The organism is Streptomyces sp. SM10, assembly GCF_002910915.1.
In the GTDB taxonomy this organism is placed as follows: domain Bacteria; phylum Actinomycetota; class Actinomycetes; order Streptomycetales; family Streptomycetaceae; genus Streptomyces.
Window position 1 is genome coordinate 13,512 of the sequence record NZ_NEUF01000009.1, and the last position, 17,209, is coordinate 30,720.

A 17,209-nucleotide genomic window follows, 5' to 3' on the forward strand; every position below is an offset into this window, starting at 1 on the left:
GCCCCGGTTCCGGGAAGGGGCGGGTAGGGTCACGCCCCGCCGCAGGGGCCCGCCTCACCCCGCTCCGGGCCGGACCCACGCCAAAGGGCCGGGCCCCGGGGAGATCCCCGGGGCCCGGCCCTCTGCCTGCCGACGGCTACGCGCTCAGCGAGCGCGAACCGATCAGTTGTCGTCCTCGTCGATCAGGAACCCGCGCATCGGCGACGGCGCCTGCTGCATCGGCTGCGGCGCCTGCGGCCGCACCGGCGCCATCGGCTGCGTCATCGCGGGCGACATCTGCTGCTGGCCGCCGCCGTACGACGGGCCACCGCCCATCGACTGGTTGCCGCCGCCCATCGACTGGTTGCCGCCGCCCATCTGCTGGTTGCCGTGACCGCCGTGGTTGCCACCCATGGTGTGCCCCATCGCACCCGCACCGGCCGGAGCCAGCGAAGGCGACGGCGGCAGCGAGGCGGCGGCGGGGGTCCGCGGCGGAGCCAGCGAGTCGTCGGCCTGGGTCTCCAGCTGACGCAGCTGGCTCTCCAGGTAGGACTTCAGACGGGTCCGGTACTCGCGCTCGAAGCCACGCAGGTCCTCGACCTTGCGCTCCAGCGTCGCGCGGGCCGACTCCAGCGAGCCCATCGCCACGCGGTGCTTCTCCTGAGCGTCCCGCTCCAGGGCGTCCGCCTTGGCACGGGCGTCACGCTCGAGGCCCTCGGCACGGCTGCGCGCCTCACCGACGATCTTGTTGGCCTCGGAACGGGCCTCCGCGATCGCCTGGTCGGCGGTCTGCTGCGCAAGGGAGAGGACACGGGCGGCGCTGTCGCCACCGGGGCCCTGACCGGGCTGCTGCATCTGCTGCTGCTGTTGCTGCATCTGCTGCATCTGCTGCTGCTGCTGCTGCTGCTGGGGAGCGTGACCGCCCATGGGGCCGCCCATCGGGCCACCCATGGGACCGCCCTGCATCGGGCCGGGGCCGTGCGGGCCCTGCGGACCGGGACCGTGGCCACCCTGAGGACCATGGCCGCTGGGACCGGCAGGCAGCTGCGGAGCGCCACCGGGCAGCTGGGGGGGACCCATCTGCGGGGGCTGCTGCTGCTGTACCGGTGGACCAGATATGGCGGCGGGCACCGGGGCGCCCGGCCGGTCCTGCTGCTCCGGGGGTTTGCGCATTCCCTGCTGCTGGTTCTGCTGCTGGTTCTGCGCGGCCGCGCGCGTGGCGGCGGCCAGCTTGGCGCGCAGGTCCTCGTTCTCACGGAGCAGACGGGTCAGCTCCGATTCGACCTCGTCGAGGAAGGCATCGACCTCGTCCTCGTCATAGCCTTCTCGGAGGCGGACGGTCGTGAACTGCTTGTTCCGCACGTCCTCGGGGGTCAGCGGCATCTCTTCTTCACCTCTACGTAGTCGTCGGCAGTCGGCAAGACCGTATCGTTCACACGCTGCTCGCAAGCTTGCCCACGAGGCTGAGCAGAATGTAGACGATGATCATCAGAACGAAGAAGGACAGGTCAAGTGCCACGCCCCCGAGACGCAACGGCGGTATGAACCGCCGCAGAAGCTTCAGTGGTGGATCCGTGACAGTGTAAGTGCCCTCGAGAACGACCACCATCGCCTTGCCTGGCTGCCATGAACGTGCGAACTGGAAGACGTAGTCCATGACCAGCCGGAAGATCAGCACGATGAGGAAACACATCAGCGCGATATAGACCACATCCAGTGCGACGCCCATGTTCCGCGCTTCCCTCTCCCCTGGCTCTCGTAGCCCCGGCCTCCCGGCCGGGTTTGTTCCCGGTGTTCTCAGCTCTGGTTGAAGAACCCGCCCTCTGCGATGCGGGCCTTGTCCTCCGCCGTGACATCGACGTTAGCAGGCGACAACAGGAACACCTTCTGCGTCACGCGCTCAATGCTGCCATGGAGACCGAAGACGAGTCCTGCGGCAAAGTCGACAAGTCGCTTCGCGTCCGTGTCGTCCATCTCCGTGAGATTCATGATCACCGGAGTGCCCTCGCGGAAGTGTTCCCCGATGGTACGGGCCTCGTTATAGGTCCTGGGGTGCAGCGTGGTGATCCGGTAGGGCTCCCGCTCGGACACGACCTTGGGCATGATCACCGGTGCGTTCTTCTCCATGTTCGGGCGGTCAGGTGTGATGGATGCCACGGGGGCGATTCGGGCGGGTCGTCCGCTTTCCGCCGGGAGCTGAACCGGTTCTCTCGGTGCGGGCGGCTGCACCGCTCGTACCGGTTCGTCCCGTTCCCGCTCCACCGGATGCGCGGGCTGATGCCGCCGCCGGTCGCGCTCGGGCTCCGGCTCGGGTTCGAATTCGTCATCGGGGTCGAACCCCGGACCGTCGTACCCATCGTCCTCCACGAGGCCGAGGTAGACCGCCATCTTGCGCATCGCGCCGGCCATGCTCCGAGTCCTCCGCTCTGTGGTGGATCGGCATTCGTGTCACCAAGTGCCCGAGATCCACTCCGGCCCGCCCGCGGCAAGCGGGAATGACCATATTTTCTGCTGTGGTCCGACTTGCTTCGCGACGTTACCCGAGCCGGGGTCGGACTCCGAGTACCGCCGTACCGACGCGTACATGTGTCGCTCCGGCCGCAACCGCGTCCTCGAGATCCGCGCTCATCCCAGCAGAGACCATGTTCGCAGCCGGATGGTTCCCGCGCAGGCGGGATGAGAATTCCATCAGGCGGTCGAAGGCGGCCCGTTGCCGTCCGGCGTACGGTCCGGCGAGCGGGGCGACGGTCATCAGGCCGTCGAGCCTGAGCCCCTGCGCCGCGTCCACCGACGCGGCCAACTCCTCGATCGCGTCCGGTGCGACGCCTCCCCGGTCCCCGCGCTCGCCGCTCTCCGCGTCGAGGGCGACCTGGATGAGGCAGCCGAGCTCACGCTCACCCCTGACCGCGGCCGCCGACAGGGCCGTGACCAGCTTCACCCGGTCCACCGACTGCACCACGTCGGCATAACCGGCCACGGAGCGGACCTTGTTGGTCTGCAACTGTCCGACGAAGTGCCAGGTGAGCGACAGGTCCGCACACGCCGTGGCCTTGGGTGCGGCGTCCTGGTCCCGGTTCTCCGCGACGTGGCGCACACCGAGTTCGTGCAGCATGCGCACATCGCTCGCGGGGTAGGTCTTGGTGACCACGATGAGGGTCACGTCCTCCCGCTTGCGCCCGGCCGAGACGCAGGCGGAAGCGATCCGCTCCTCCACCTGTGCCAGGTTCGCCGCGAGTTGAGTCCTGCGATCCGTCATGCCCTATCAGTCCAACCAGACATATCCGGCGAGCCGACCCGTGGTGCGGTCGCGGCGGTACGAGAAGTGGTCGCCCGATTCCAGCGTGCAGTACGGCGAGCTGTGCCGGTCGGCGACGCCGAGCTCGTCGAGCTGGGCGTGGACGCCGGCCGTGACGTCCACCGCTGGTGTCCCCCAGCTCGTCTCCGACCACGAGGCCGGGACGACGCCGGCGACCTCGGCGCGCATCTGCTCCGGAACCTCGTAGCACCGCCCGCAGACGGCGGGTCCGGTGTGCGCGACGATCCGGGACGGTTCGGCGCCCAGCGTGATCATGGCCTCGACCGTCGCGGGGACGACCCCCGCGACCAGACCGGGCCGCCCGGCGTGGGCGGCCGCGATCACACCGGCCACGGGATCGGCGAGCAGTACGGGCGTGCAGTCCGCGGTGAGGACCGCGAGCGGGAGTTCCCGCCTCGTCGTCACGACGGCGTCCACCGCGGGAATGCCCGAGGTGTCGGGGGCGTCACCCCAGGGACCGTCGACCACGGCGACGTCACGCCCGTGCACCTGGTTCATCCAGACCACGCGGGCCGGGTCGAGACCGAGGGAACGGGCCGCTCGGGCGCGGTTCGTGCCGACGGCGGCGGAGTCGTCGCCGACCGCGCCGCCGAGGTTGAGCTCCTCGTACGGAACGGCGCTCACTCCGCCCCACCTGTCGGTGAAGGCGAAATGGGCGCCGCCCGCCGAAGACTCCGCGGCTTTCACCGCGTGCTGCGGATCTATCACTTCAAGAAGTCCGGTACGTCCAGCTCTTCGGCCTGGTTGTCCTGGTAGGGACGGGCCGTCGGGACGTGCGGCGGGGAGACGGGCGGAGCCAAGGTCTCGTTCACCACGGGCACCGGCTCGGCCGGCGTCTGGGGCTCCTCGCGCGGGGGCACGGAGCCCAGTCCACCGGTCTGGCGCGCCGGCTCGGATGTCCGGGCCGGCGGAGCCGGCTCCTCGCGCTTACCGGCGCTCGACCCGAGGACGGTCTCCCTGCGGGCCGGCGGCTGTCCGCCGTCGAAGCCCGCGGCGATGACGGTGACCCGCACCTCGTCGCCCAGGGCGTCGTCGATGACCGCGCCGAAGATGATGTTCGCCTCCGGGTGAGCCGCCTCGCTCACCAGCTGCGCGGCCTCGTTGATCTCGAAGAGACCGAGGTCGCTGCCGCCGGAGATGGAGAGCAGGACACCGCGGGCGCCGTCGATGGACGCCTCCAGGAGCGGCGAGGAGATCGCCATCTCCGCGGCTGCCACCGCGCGGTCGTCGCCGCGGGCGGACCCGATACCCATGAGCGCCGATCCGGCCTCGGACATGACCGACTTGACGTCGGCGAAGTCGAGGTTGATCAGACCCGGGGTGGTGATGAGGTCGGTGATGCCCTGGACACCCGAGAGCAGCACCTGGTCGGCCGACTTGAACGCGTCGAGCACGCTGACCTGGCGGTCCGAGATGGACAGCAGCCGGTCGTTGGGGATGACGATGAGGGTGTCGACCTCTTCGCGGAGCTCGGCGATGCCGTCCTCCGCCTGGTTCGCGCGACGCCGGCCCTCGAAGGTGAACGGCCGGGTGACCACACCGATCGTCAGGGCGCCCAGCGAGCGTGCGATGTTGGCGACGACAGGTGCGCCGCCGGTGCCGGTGCCGCCGCCCTCTCCGGCGGTGACGAAGACCATGTCGGCCCCCTTGAGGACCTCCTCGATCTCCTCACGGTGGTCCTCTGCCGCCTTACGACCGACGGCCGGGTTCGCCCCGGCGCCGAGGCCGCGGGTGAGTTCACGGCCGACGTCGAGCTTGACGTCGGCGTCGCTCATCAACAGTGCTTGCGCATCGGTGTTGATGGCGATGAACTCGACGCCCTTGAGACCGACCTCGATCATTCGGTTGATGGCATTGACACCACCGCCGCCGACACCGATGACCTTGATGACTGCGAGGTAGTTCTGCGGTGCTGCCACGTCGAAGGCCTCTCGCCTCGAGTTACGTGTCGTCGCTTCGCGGTAGTCCCGCCGCGACGACGGATGCCGATTGGGTCGGTCCGAACGCCGACCCAAACCCTAACGCTGAAGTTTAGGGTTACCAGTGTGTCTGCTTCTTGGACTCTTCCGAACAGGACACTAAGTCGACAAGTGGCGCACGTTCAACGAACACGCCGAACCTCCCGTTTTTCTTTTCACCCTATGTGATCACCCGTAGCGCTGACCAACCAGGGGGCTGGCCTGGCCAAACGCGCGTCAACTCTTCGACAGCGCAGGGGCGGTGGGGGCACTCACGTCGAAGTGTCCCGCTTTGGGGGACGCTTTCATGAGAGCGGTGAGCACCCGCGCCTTCACGGGCCCCTCCTCACTGCTGCCCCACATCACCGTGCGCCCCCGGGTCAGTTCCAGGACGACGGAGTCGTACGAGGTGACGCGTACGGTCCTGGTCACCCCGGAGATGCCCCCCGGAAGGTCCCCCGCGACGCCGACGGCTTCCCGGACCAGGCGGTCGCTGCCGAAGCGGCGCAGGCTGGCCGACCGGTCAGGCGTCAACTCCAGGAGCGGGACGTGCGCGGGCGCCCTGTCCACGGTGGCGAAGCGCACGCCCTTCGCGTCCACTTCGATAAACTTTCCGCCTTTTTCGACCAGCAGGACCGGTTTCCGTTCGGTCACTCTAAGGCTGACACCGTGCGGCCATGACCGTGCGACATCCACGGAGTCGACACGAGGCAGCTTCTGGCGCAACCGGTCCGCGATCGCGTCGGTGTCCACGGAGGCCAGCGGCGATCCGACCGGGGCCGCCGCGGCGGCCTCCACCTGGCTCCGGGTGAGGACGTCGGTGCCGGTGGTCGTCACCTTCTCCAGCCTCAGCCAGGACGATCCGTAGAGCACCCATACGGTGGCAGCCACGATCACCACGAGGCCAAGTGCGGCCAGAACCAGTCGCGTACGACCGGTCAGCCGTTGCCCCTCGGGGCCGATGTGCGGTGGGCGGGCGGGGGTGTCGGCCCGCTCGGCCTCACCGCGCTGGGCGGTCGTCGGTCCGGCCACGCTCGCTCCTTCACCGGACCCGGGGCGCACGCCCCGGGTCCGCACCGCCTCACGCCTGGCGGCGTGCGGCAATCGCCTCGTACACCATGCCGACGAGCAGGTCGTCGGCGTCCCGCCGGCCGAACTCGGCCGCCGCACGGGACATTTCATACAATCGGTGCGGATCCGATAGCACCGGCAGGACGTTGCCCTGCACCCACTCCGGGGTGAGCGCCGCGTCGTCCACCAGCAGACCACCGCCGGCGTTGACCACCGGCTGGGCGTTGAGCCGCTGTTCGCCGTTGCCGATCGGCAACGGGACGTAGGCGGCGGGCAGCCCGACGGCGGAGAGCTCGGCGACGGTCATCGCGCCCGCGCGGCAGAGCATCATGTCGGCAGCGGCGTACGCGAGGTCCATCCGGTCCACGTACGGTACCGGGATGTAGGGCGGCATCCCGGGCATGTTGTCGATGCGCGGCAATTCGTTCTTCGGACCGACCACGTGCAGGATCTGGATTCCCGACCGCTGGAGCAGCGGCGCGATCCGCGTGACGACCTCGTTCAGGTGCCGGGCGCCCTGCGAGCCGCCGGAGACCAGCAGCGTCGGCAGGTTGGGGTCGAGGCCGAAGGCGGCACGCGCCTCGGGGCGGACCCGGGCGCGGTCCAGGGTGGCGATGGTGCGGCGCAGCGGGATGCCGATGTAGCGGGCTCCGCGCAGCTTGCTGTCCGGGGTGGAGACGGCGACCCCGTGGGCGTACCGCGAGCCGATCTTGTTCGCCAGGCCGGGCCTCGCGTTGGCCTCGTGGACGACGATCGGAACCCCTGCGCGCTTGGCGGCGAGATAGCCGGGCAGGGCCACGTAGCCGCCGAAGCCGACCACGCAGTCCGCCCTGGTGCGCTCCAGGATCTGCTCGGCGGCCTTGATGGTGCCGCGCAGCCGCCCCGGGACGGTGATCAGCTCGGGTGTGGGCTTCCGCGGCAGCGGCACGGCAGGGATCAGGGCCAGGTCGTACCCCCGCTCGGGTACGAGCCTGGTCTCGAGTCCGCGCTCCGTGCCGAGGGCAGTGATTCCCACGGTCGGGTCCTGCCTCCGCAGGGCGTCTGCGAGGGCAAGCGCGGGCTCGATGTGCCCGGCGGTCCCCCCGCCGGCGAGTACGACATGCACCGAAATTCACCGCTCTCCGGACGTACGCTTCATGACGCGCCGTCTCATCGTCTTCCATCTGACCCCGGGCCTCCGCATGGCCAGGGCCGCTCTCGCCGCAGGGTCGTCACGCGCGAAGGCGATCATGAGTCCCACAGCGAACATGGTCGGCAGCAGGGCCGAACCCCCGTAGGAGAACAGCGGCAGGGGGACACCGGCGATCGGCAACAGGCCGAGCACCGCACCGATGTTGATCACGGCCTGCGCCGTGATCCAGGTCGTCACGCCTCCCGCTGCGTACCTCACGAAGGGGTCCTCCGTGCGTCCGGCCACGCGGATACCCGCACAGCCTAGAGCCGCGAAGAGGGCCAGCACCGACAGCGTCCCCGCCAGACCCAGTTCCTCCCCGGTGATGGCGAAGATGAAGTCGGTGTGCGGTTCGGGAAGTTGACCCCATTTTTCCACACTCGCACCGAGCCCGGAACCGAACCAGCCGCCGGACGCCAGAGCATAGATTCCGTGCACCGCCTGCCAGCACGAGTCGCCGGGGCCGGGCTCGGACGCGCCGATGCAGCCGAGCCGGGACATCCGGTTGGGGCTGGTCTTGATGAGGACGAATCCGATGAGGCCGGCGCACGCGAGCACGCCGGCGAAGAGCCGGGTGGGGGCGCCGGCCAGCCAGAGCAGGCCGAAGAGGATCGCGGTCAGGATGATCGCGGTGCCCATGTCGCCGCCGAGCATGATCAGCCCGAGCAGCATGAAGGCGACCGGGACGAGCGGGACGAGCATGTGCTTCCACTGGGCCAGCAGCCGCCTGTCGTGCTTGCGGGCGAGCAGGTCCGCACCCCAGAGGATGAGGGCGAGCTTGCCGAATTCGCTGGGCTGGAGCTGGAAGGGGCCGCCGAGGTGGATCCAGTTCTGGTTGCCGTTGACCGACATCCCTATCCCCGGCACCTGGACCAGGACCATCAGGAAGACCGTGCCCATGAGCAGCGGGTAGGCCAGCGCCCGGTGGAGCTTGAGGGGCATCCTGGAGGCGAGCAGCATCAGCCCTGCGCCGATCACGGCCGCGAGGAACTGCTTGCGGAAGAAGTAGGTGCCGGGCCGCGCCAGCTCCAGCGCCTTGATCATCGAGGCGGAGTAGACCATGACGAGGCCGAGCACGGTGATCAGCAGGCTCGATCCGAGGATCAGGTAGTAGGCGGTCAGGGGGCGGTCCCAGGCCCGTCGCGCCTGTTCGTACATCCGTCGCACCCCGGCGCCCCTGCGCGGGCCGGGCGGGGTACCCGTTCCACGGGCTTCGCCACGGGCGGTGGGGGGCCGTCGGGGACCGGTGGCGGGGCGGCTGCGCAGGACGAGCCCCGCGAGGGGCCCGGGGCCCGCGGGCAGCGGTCCGGCGGGCAGGGGCGGGGTGAGCGCCCGGCCGATCGCCCCGGTCACCCGTGGTCGGTCGGCTCCGGGCGCGGCTGAGCTCTCGTCGGCCGGCATTGTCGCTGTCCCCTCCACTGCTCGTGCCCGGGGCTGTCGCCGGGCGCCCGGGCTCGCGGCGGTGCTGCTGCTCGTGACCGGGTCCCCGGACGTCTCCGGTCCTCCGGGACAGTACGACGCGGAGACCGGGCCCGTCAGGCGCTCTCGTCGGCGAGTTGGCGGACCGCGTCCGCGAACGCCTCGCCACGCTTGTTGTAGTTGGCGAACATGTCCATCGAGGCGCAGGCCGGGGCCAGCAGGACGGTGTCGCCGGGACTGGCCAGCCGTGCCGCTTCGCGGACCGCTGCGGACATCGCCCCAGTGTCGGTCCGGTCGAGGTCGACCACCGGTACCTCGGGGGCGTGTCGCGCCAGGGCTTCGCGGATCAGCGCCCGGTCGGCGCCCATCAGCACCACGCCCCTCAGCCGCTTCTCGGCGCCGCTCACCAGTTCGTCGAAGGTGGCGCCCTTGGCGAGGCCCCCCGCGATCCACACGATCGGCTCGTAGGCCGCGAGGGAGGCCTCGGCGGCGTGGGTGTTGGTGGCCTTGGAGTCGTCGATGTACGTGACACCGGCGACGTCCGCGACGTGTTCGATCCGGTGGGCGTCGGGGCGGAAGGCCCGCAGCCCGTCCCGCACGGCGGAGGGCTGCACGCCGAAGGCACGGGCCAGTGCCGCCGCCGCGAGGGCGTTGGCGATGTTGTGCGGCGCCGGAGGGTTCACGTCGCCGACCTCGGCGAGCTCCTGGGCCTGCTTCTGGCGGTTGGCGACGAAGGCCCGGTCGACGAGGATCCCGTCGACCACACCGAGCTGCGAGGGCCCCGGCGTACCGAGGGTGAAGCCGATGGCCCGGCAGCCCTCCTCGACGTCGGCCTCGCGCACGAGGTCCTCCGTCGCCCCGTCCTGCGCGTTGTAGACGCAGGCGACGGTGTTGCCCTCGTAGACACGGCCCTTGTCGGCGGCGTAGCCCTCCATCGAGCCGTGCCAGTCGAGGTGGTCGGGGGCCAGGTTGAGCACGGCCCCGGAGTGGGCGCGCAGCGAGGGCGCCCAGTGGAGCTGGTAGCTGGAGAGCTCGACGGCGAGCACGTCGTACGGCTCGTCGGCGAGGACCGCGTCGAGCAGCGAGACCCCGATGTTGCCGACGGCGGCGGTGCGCAGCCCGGCCGCTTCGAGGATCGAGGCGAGCATGCGGACGGTGGTGGTCTTGCCGTTGGTGCCGGTGACGGCGAGCCAGGGCGCCGGTTCCCTGCCGTCCAGCCCCCGCAGCCGCCAGGCGAGTTCGACGTCACCCCAGACGGGGACGTCCGCCTCGGCGGCTGCCTGGAAGAGGGGCTTCCCCGGCATCCAGCCGGGGGCCGTGACCACGAGCTCGGCGGACTCCGGCAGGGTGTCGCCGTCGCCGAGGCGCACGGTGATGCCGAGCGCCTCCAGTTCGGCCGCCTGAGCACGGGAGCGCTCGTCGTCGCCGTCGTTGACGACGGTGACGAGGGCCCCCCGCCCGTGCAGGGCGCGAGCGGCGGGGACACCGCTGACGCCGAGCCCGGCGACCGTGACGTGCTTGCCCTGCCAGTCCACGTTGCTCACTTCTTGGCTGCCCATCCCGCGTAGAAGAGGCCGAGTCCGACGATCACGCACATGCCCTGGATGATCCAGAACCGGACCACGACAAGGACCTCGGACCACCCCTTGAGTTCGAAGTGGTGCTGGAGCGGTGCCATCCGGAAGACCCGCTTGCCGGTCATCTTGAAGGAACCGACCTGGATGACGACGGACATCGTGATCATCACGAAGAGGCCGCCGAGGATGGCCATCAGGAATTCCGTACGGGAGCAGATCGCCAGGCCCGCGAGCGCGCCGCCGAGGGCGAGGGACCCGGTGTCACCCATGAAGATCTTGGCGGGCGAGGTGTTCCACCACAGGAAGCCGAAGCAGGCGCCCATGAGGGCGGAGGCGACGACCGCCAGGTCGAGCGGATCCCGTACCTCGAAACAGGCCTGGGGGTTGGTCAGGGTCTCCGCGTTGGCGCAGGACTCCTGGAACTGCCAGAGGCCGATGAAGGTGTAGGCGCCGAAGACCATCACCGACGCGCCGGTGGCCAGACCGTCCAGACCGTCCGTCAGGTTCACGCCGTTGGACATGGCGAGAATCATGAACAGGGCCCAGACGCAGAACAGCACCGGGCCGATCGACCAGCCGAAGTCCTCGACGAACGAGAGACGGGTGGACGCCGGGGTGTTGCCGTGGATGTCGGCGAACTGGAGCGAGAGCACCGCGAAGGCGATGCCGACGATCAGCTGGCCGGCCATCTTCGCCTTGGCCCGCAGGCCGAGCGAACGCTGCTTGACGATCTTGATGTAGTCGTCGAGGAAGCCGACGAGGCCCATCCCCGCCATCAGGAACAGCACCAGGACGCCGGAGAAGCGCATGTCCTCGCCGGTGATCACCTTCGCCAGGACGTACGCGATGATCGTCGCCAGGATGAAGGCGATCCCACCCATGGTGGGGGTGCCCTTCTTGCTGCCGTGGGTACGCGGGCCGTCGTCCCGGATGAACTGCCCGTAGCCCTTGCGGGCCAGAAGTTTGATCAGCAGCGGGGTGCCGACCAGCGTCAGGAAGAGCCCTATGGCCCCCGCGAAGAGGATCTGCCTCATCGGACGGCGACCTCGCCCTCGGTCGTCTCCAGCAGTGCCAGGGCGACCTTCTCCAGGCCGACCGACCGGGACGCCTTCACCAGCACGACGTCTCCCGGGCGCAGTTCACTGCGCAACAGGTCGACGGCCGCCTGTGCGTCGGACACGTGCACCGACTCCTCACCCCACGAACCCTCGTTATATGCGCCCAGTTGCAGCCATGAGGCCTCTTGCCCTCCGACTGCGACGAGCTTGCTGACGTTGAGCCGGACGGCGAGCCGTCCGACCGCGTCGTGCTCGGCGAGCGACGCGTCACCGAGCTCGGCCATCTGACCGAGCACCGCCCACGTGCGCCCCCCTCCCGCCCGTCGGGCCTTACCCATGGCGGCCAGCGCACGGAGTGCGGCCTTCATGGATTCGGGGTTCGCGTTGTAGGCGTCATTGACGACCGTCACACCGTCCGGACGCTCGGTGACCTCCATGCGCCAGCGGGAGAGGGTGCCCGCCCCGGAGAGCGCATCGGCGATCTCGGTCACGGACATGCCCAACTCATGGGCGACGGCGGCCGCGGCGAGCGCGTTCGACACGTGGTGCTCACCGTACAGGCGCAAGGTCACGTCGCTGCACCCGGTGGGTGTGTGGAGCTCGAAAGCGGGGCGCCCGTCGTCGGTGAGCCGCACGTTCTCTCCCCGTACGTCCGCATCCGGGGCCTCTCCGAAGAGCAGCACCCGGGCTTTTGTGCGGGACGCCATCGCCCTCACGAGCGGGTCGTCGGCGTTGAGGATCGCGGTGCCGTCCTCCGGGAGGACCTCCACCAGCTCACCCTTGGCCTGGGCGATGGCCTCGCGGCTGCCGAACTCACCGATGTGGGCACTGCCCACGTTGAGGACCAGGCCGATCCTCGGCGGCGTCAGGTCGGCGAGGTAGTGGATGTGGCCGATACCGCGCGCCCCCATCTCCAGCACGAGGTGACGGGTCTCGGCAGTGGCACGCAGCGCGGTGAGCGGCAGGCCGATCTCGTTGTTGAGGGAGCCCTGCGTCCAGACCGTGGGGGCCTTGCGCTCCAGCAGCTGGGCGATCAGGTCCTTCGTGGACGTCTTGCCCGCCGAGCCGGTCAGCGCGACGACGGCTGCGCCGAGGCGTTCGACGACGGCGCGGGCGAGGGCGCCGAGCGCGCCCACGACGTCGTCGACGACGATCGCCGGGACGCCGACGGGGCGGGCGGCGAGCACGGCCACCGCGCCCGCGTCGACGGCGAGCTGCGCGTAGTCGTGGCCGTCGACCCGCTCGCCCGCGAACGCGGCGAACAGAGAGCCCTGCCGCACCTCCCGGGAGTCGATGACGACGGGGCCGGTGACGACGGCGGACGGGTCCGGGACGTCGTGCGGCTGCCCGCCGACGATTCCGGCGATCTCGGCGAGGGAAAGGGCGATCACTGGGTCATCCCTGACTGTTGTTCTGGGTGTGTACGAGGTCCTCGGGGGCGCGCCCGGCGCCGGTGCGCCCCAGGGAGCGCTCGATGGCCTCGCGCAGGACCTTCCGGTCGTCGAAGGGACGAACCACTCCGTGGATGTCCTGGCCCTGCTCATGTCCCTTTCCGGCCACCAGCACGGTGTCGCCCGGCTCGGCCCGGGCCACCGCGGCGGCGATGGCCGCGGCCCGGTCGGCCTCCACGATCACGTCGCCACGCTCGTGGACGGGCACTTCGGCCGCGCCGACGAGCATCGCGGCGAGGATCGCGAGGGGGTCCTCGGAACGGGGGTTGTCGGAGGTCAGTACCGCGGTGTCGGCGAGCCGTGCCGCCGCGGCGCCCATCGGGCCGCGCTTCGTCGTGTCGCGGTCGCCGCCGCAGCCCAGCACGATGTGCACCCGGCCCTCGGTGACCTTCTGCAGGGAGCGCAGGACCGATTCGACGGCGTCGGTCTTGTGCGCGTAGTCGACGACCGCGAGGTACTCCTGTCCGGCGTCGACGCGTTCCAGCCGGCCGGGGACACCGGGGACGGCCGCGACACCGTCGGCGGCGTTCTGCGGGTCCACACCCGCGACGGCCAGGGTGACGATCGCGGCGAGGGTGTTGGCGACGTTGAACGGGCCGGGCAGCGGGGCCCTGGCGGTGATCCGCTCGCCCTTGGGGCCGATCACGGTGAAGGTGCTGTCCTGGGGACCGACCTCCACGTCCTCGGCCCGCCACTCGGCGTCCGGGTGGCCCTCCGCGGAGAAGGTGACGACCGGGACGGACGCCTCGTCCACCAGCCTGCGGCCGTATTCGTCGTCGAAGTTGACGACGCCGAGCTTGCTGCGCTGCGGGGTGAACAGCTGCGCCTTGGCCTGGAAGTAGTCCTCCATGCCGGAGTGGAACTCCATGTGCTCCGGGCTGAGGTTGTTGAACACGGCGACGTCGAAGACGCAGCCGTCCACCCGGCCGAGCACCAGGGCGTGGCTGGAGACCTCCATGGCGACCGCCTCGACACCGCGTTCGCGCATGACGGCGAACAGGGCCTGGAGTTCGGTGGCCTCCGGGGTGGTGCGCTCCGACTTGATGCGCTCGTCGCCGATCCGCATCTCGACGGTGCCGATCAGTCCGGTGCTGCGTCCGGCTCCGCGCAGCCCGCCCTCGACGAGGTACGCCGTGGTGGTCTTGCCGGATGTTCCGGTGATGCCGATCTGGAGGAGGCCGATCCCCGGCCGTCCGTAGATCTCGGCGGCGAGATCGCCCATCCGGCCCCGTGGGTCGTCGGTGACGAGGACCGGGAGGCCGGTGGCGGAGGCACGCTCGGCGCCCGCCGGGTCGGTGAGGATCGCGGCGGCGCCGAGGCTCGCGGCCTGGGCGGCGAAGTCGGCGCCGTGGAAGCGGGCACCGGGCAGGGCCGCGTACACGTCCCCCGGGCGCACGGCCCGGGAATCGTGGGTGATGCCGGTGACCTCACCGGAATCCTGCGGTCCGGCACCGAGCCGGGCTGCCAGCTCTCCGAGGGAAGTCGGCCTGAGCCGGTCCGGTCGGGGCGCTCCCGGGTAGTTCACAGGCGCGTCCTTCTGAGTGGTTTGGCACTGATCAGCGTGGGGCACGGCGGTGAGCGTACCGGGCGGACCCGGCCTCTCGCGAAGTGAGGGGCCGGGGTTGCGGTACTTCTCGTTCCGGTTCCAGGGATCAGGGGTGATGGTCGTCACTGAGGGTTCCCCCGAGTTACTCGCCGGGCTTGAAGGACACCGGCAGCCGGGCGGGGTCGCTGCCGGAGGGAGGGGTCTGGAGGGTCTTGAGGGCGAACTCCATGACCTTCTTGTAGATCGGGCCGCAGATCTGGCCGCCGAAATAGCTGCCCTTGGTGGGGTTCTGGATCGCGCAGTAGACGGTGACCTGCGGATCGTCGGCGGGGGCGAAGCCCGCGAAGGAGGCGGTGTAGCCCTTGTAGATGCCGCGTACGGGATCGACGCGGTTGGCGGTGCCGGTCTTGCCCGCGACGCGGTAGCCCTGGATGTGGGCCTTGGTCCCGGTGCCTTCCTCGTCGTCCACGACGGACTCCAGCATCTTCGCCAGGGTCTTGGCCGTCTTCTCGCTGACCACCCGGGTGCGTTCGGGGGCCTCGGACGCCGTGTAGCGGCCGTCGGCGTCCTTGGAGCCGCGCACCAGGGACGGCTCGACCCGGACCCCGCCGTTGGCGATGGTCTGGTAGACGGAGGCGGCCTGCATGGCGTTGAGCGAGAGCCCCTGGCCGAAGGGGATCGTGTACTGCTGCGAGGTCGACCAGTCCTGGGGCTTGGCGAGGATGCCGGGCGACTCCCCCGGGTAGTCGAGCCCGGTGGTGCTGCCGAGGCCGAACTTACGCAGGTAGGAGTACAGGACCTTGTTGGCCTCGGTCTGGGTCTTCCCGAGCTGGCCGGTGGCCAGGATGGTGCCGATGTTGCTCGATTTGGCGAGTACGCCGTTGAGCGTGAGGTACCAGGTGGGGTGGTCGATGTCGTCCCGGAAGAGCCGGTCGCCGCGGTGCAGCCTGTTGGGCACCGTGACGTGCGTCGCGGGCGTGGCGGCCCCCTCCTCCAGTACCGCGGCCATGGACATGACCTTGCTCGTGGAGCCGGGTTCGTACACGTCCTGGAGGGCCGCGTTGCCCAGGGCCGCCGAGTTGCTCTGCGCGAGGTCGTTGGGGTCGTAACCGGGCGCGTTCGCCATCGCGAGCACCTCGCCGGTCTTCGTGTTCTGGACGACCACGTAGCCGCGGTCCGCCGCGGACTTCTCGACCTGGTCGGCGATGGCGCGCTGGGCCGCCCACTGGATGTCGCGGTCGATCGTCAGCTCGACGTCGGTGCCGGCGACGGCCGGGTTCTCCTCGGAGCCGGCGGTCGGGACGGGGCGGCCGCCCGCCTGGGCGTAGCGGATCTTGCCGTCCTCGCCCTGGAGCTCCTTGTTCAGCTGTGCCTCCAGGCCTCCACCGCCCTTGCCCTCGGCGTTGACGAAGCCCAGTATTCCGGCGGCCAGGTCGCCGTTGGGGTACACCCGCCTGGTGGTGGGTTCCTGGAGGACTCCTGCCAGCACGTTGGCTCCGGGGCCTCCGTTCGCCCTGTCCTCGCCGGCCTTCTCCGCGAAGACGGACTTGAGGTCCTTGATCTGCTTCCAGACCTGCGGGGTCTGCCGCCGTGCCAGCACCGTGTAGCGGCTGTCGGGGGTGGAGAGCTTCTTCGCCAGCTCCGCCTCGTCCTTGTCGAGGATCGGGGCGAGCAGCGCGGCGGCCTGCTGGGGGGCGTCCGGGGCCTTGCTCTCCTCGGGCGTGAACAGCTTCGGGTCGGCGGTGATGTCGTGCGCGTCGACGCTGGTGGCCAGTGCGATACCGCTGCGGTCGGTGATCTCGCCGCGCTCGGCGGCGATCGTGTACTCCAGGTAGCGGTTCTTCTCGGCCTTGGCGGCGTACGTGCTCGCGTCGACCGCCTGGACCTGGAGGAGCCGGATGACGAACGCCAGCATGACGAGGGTCAGGCAGAGGCTGATCAGGCGCAGCCGGGGGCGCGGGCTGCCCAGCCGGATGGACTGCGGGGTGCCGCCGCGGCGCTTCCCGGCCGCCGGGCGCCGGGGCCGGCGCGCTTCGGGACGGGCGGAGGGACGGGGACGCCCCGATCCGCCGGCCGTGTTACGGGGGCGCGCGGGGCCGGGTACGCGTCGGCGCGGCGGTTCCTTGGACGGCACTGCGTCACCTGCCGGAGCTCGTCGGAAGCGGTGTGGTCGGGGTCGTGGACGGCGTGGCGGGGGATGCCGGCGGCGCCACGGACGCGGGCGGGGCGGGTGTTCCGGCGGGCTCGGCCGGGCTGGAGGCCGGTGCGGGCGCCACGGTGGGGGACGGCTGGGCGCTCGCCCGCTCGGGCACGCCCCGCACCGTGCCGTCCGGGTCGAGGAAGGCGGGGCTGCCGCCGGGCACCATGCCGAGCTCCCTCGCCCTGCGCTCCAGCGCGTCGGGTTCGGAGTAGCCGTCGACGTCCCGCTGCAGGGCCTGCTGCTCGTCGGTCAGCTCGGTGGTCTCCCGCTTGAGCTTGCTCAGCCTGAACGATCCTTCGTTGAGCGCGGAGTTCAACAGCAGGAGCGAAATCAGGCCACCGGCGAGCAGCAGCACGACGAGCAGGACGAAGGGGGTACGGGCGGCCGTGCTCGGCCCCGACGGCATCAGCCGGGCGAGCCGGCCGGCCCGCCCCTTCATCTGCTCGGCCGTCCTGGTCACCGC

The 17,209-nt window shown here is 70.5% G+C and carries 15 protein-coding genes; all 15 read right to left on the reverse strand.

The features are described 5' to 3' along the window. Positions 1-162: 162 nt before the first annotated feature. The gene (locus B9S57_RS00315; RefSeq protein WP_103513500.1) at positions 163-1,362 is read right to left on the reverse strand and encodes a DivIVA domain-containing protein; all 1,200 of its coding nucleotides are present in this window, start codon (positions 1,360-1,362) and stop codon (positions 163-165) included. 49 nt (positions 1,363-1,411) lie between these two features. After that, complete coding sequence (locus tag B9S57_RS00320; RefSeq protein WP_014156754.1) at positions 1,412-1,708, reverse strand: YggT family protein; 297 nt, start codon at positions 1,706-1,708, stop codon at positions 1,412-1,414. A gap of 68 nt (positions 1,709-1,776) precedes the next feature. Beyond that, a complete protein-coding gene (locus B9S57_RS00325; protein WP_033303289.1) occupies positions 1,777-2,388 on the reverse strand; it encodes a cell division protein SepF in 612 nt (203 codons plus the stop codon). Positions 2,389-2,515: 127 nt separating this feature from the next. Then, positions 2,516-3,235, reverse strand: coding sequence for a YggS family pyridoxal phosphate-dependent enzyme (locus tag B9S57_RS00330; RefSeq protein WP_103513501.1), 720 nt, complete (start codon positions 3,233-3,235; stop codon positions 2,516-2,518). A gap of 6 nt (positions 3,236-3,241) precedes the next feature. Next, a complete protein-coding gene (gene pgeF, locus B9S57_RS00335; RefSeq protein WP_103513555.1) occupies positions 3,242-3,982 on the reverse strand; it encodes a peptidoglycan editing factor PgeF in 741 nt (246 codons plus the stop codon). A gap of 17 nt (positions 3,983-3,999) precedes the next feature. After that, entirely contained in the window at positions 4,000-5,214 is a 1,215-nt protein-coding gene (gene ftsZ, locus B9S57_RS00340; RefSeq protein WP_103513502.1) for a cell division protein FtsZ, read from the reverse strand. Between the two features lie 276 nt (positions 5,215-5,490). Beyond that, complete coding sequence (locus B9S57_RS00350) at positions 5,491-6,285, reverse strand: cell division protein FtsQ/DivIB (RefSeq protein WP_103513504.1); 795 nt, start codon at positions 6,283-6,285, stop codon at positions 5,491-5,493. 49 nt (positions 6,286-6,334) lie between these two features. Then, positions 6,335-7,429, reverse strand: a complete 1,095-nt coding sequence (gene murG, locus B9S57_RS00355) for an undecaprenyldiphospho-muramoylpentapeptide beta-N-acetylglucosaminyltransferase (RefSeq protein WP_103513505.1) — start codon at positions 7,427-7,429, stop codon at positions 6,335-6,337. 6 nt (positions 7,430-7,435) lie between these two features. Continuing rightward, on the reverse strand, positions 7,436-8,896 hold the full coding sequence (gene ftsW / locus B9S57_RS00360; protein ID WP_181011183.1) for a putative lipid II flippase FtsW: 1,461 nt from the start codon (positions 8,894-8,896) through the stop codon (positions 7,436-7,438). A gap of 134 nt (positions 8,897-9,030) precedes the next feature. Then, positions 9,031-10,458 (reverse strand): UDP-N-acetylmuramoyl-L-alanine--D-glutamate ligase, encoded by a 1,428-nt coding sequence (gene murD, locus B9S57_RS00365; protein ID WP_103513506.1) that lies wholly within the window; start codon positions 10,456-10,458, stop codon positions 9,031-9,033. Beyond that, positions 10,455-11,525, reverse strand: coding sequence for a phospho-N-acetylmuramoyl-pentapeptide-transferase (mraY, locus tag B9S57_RS00370; protein ID WP_103513507.1), 1,071 nt, complete (start codon positions 11,523-11,525; stop codon positions 10,455-10,457). Before mraY ends, murD begins: the two co-directional genes overlap by 4 nt. Beyond that, the gene (gene murF / locus B9S57_RS00375; protein ID WP_103513508.1) at positions 11,522-12,940 is read right to left on the reverse strand and encodes a UDP-N-acetylmuramoyl-tripeptide--D-alanyl-D-alanine ligase; all 1,419 of its coding nucleotides are present in this window, start codon (positions 12,938-12,940) and stop codon (positions 11,522-11,524) included. The genes mraY and murF overlap by 4 nt, the downstream gene beginning before the upstream one ends. Positions 12,941-12,944: 4 nt before the next feature. Next, the gene (locus tag B9S57_RS00380) at positions 12,945-14,672 is read right to left on the reverse strand and encodes a UDP-N-acetylmuramoyl-L-alanyl-D-glutamate--2,6-diaminopimelate ligase (RefSeq protein ID WP_103513509.1); all 1,728 of its coding nucleotides are present in this window, start codon (positions 14,670-14,672) and stop codon (positions 12,945-12,947) included. Positions 14,673-14,688: 16 nt separating this feature from the next. Further along, a complete protein-coding gene (locus B9S57_RS00385) occupies positions 14,689-16,680 on the reverse strand; it encodes a penicillin-binding protein 2 (protein WP_103513510.1) in 1,992 nt (663 codons plus the stop codon). Between the two features lie 4 nt (positions 16,681-16,684). Continuing rightward, positions 16,685-17,206: a septum formation initiator family protein gene (locus B9S57_RS00390; protein WP_103513511.1), complete on the reverse strand. Its 522-nt coding sequence runs from the start codon at positions 17,204-17,206 to the stop codon at positions 16,685-16,687. Positions 17,207-17,209: the final 3 nt, after the last annotated feature.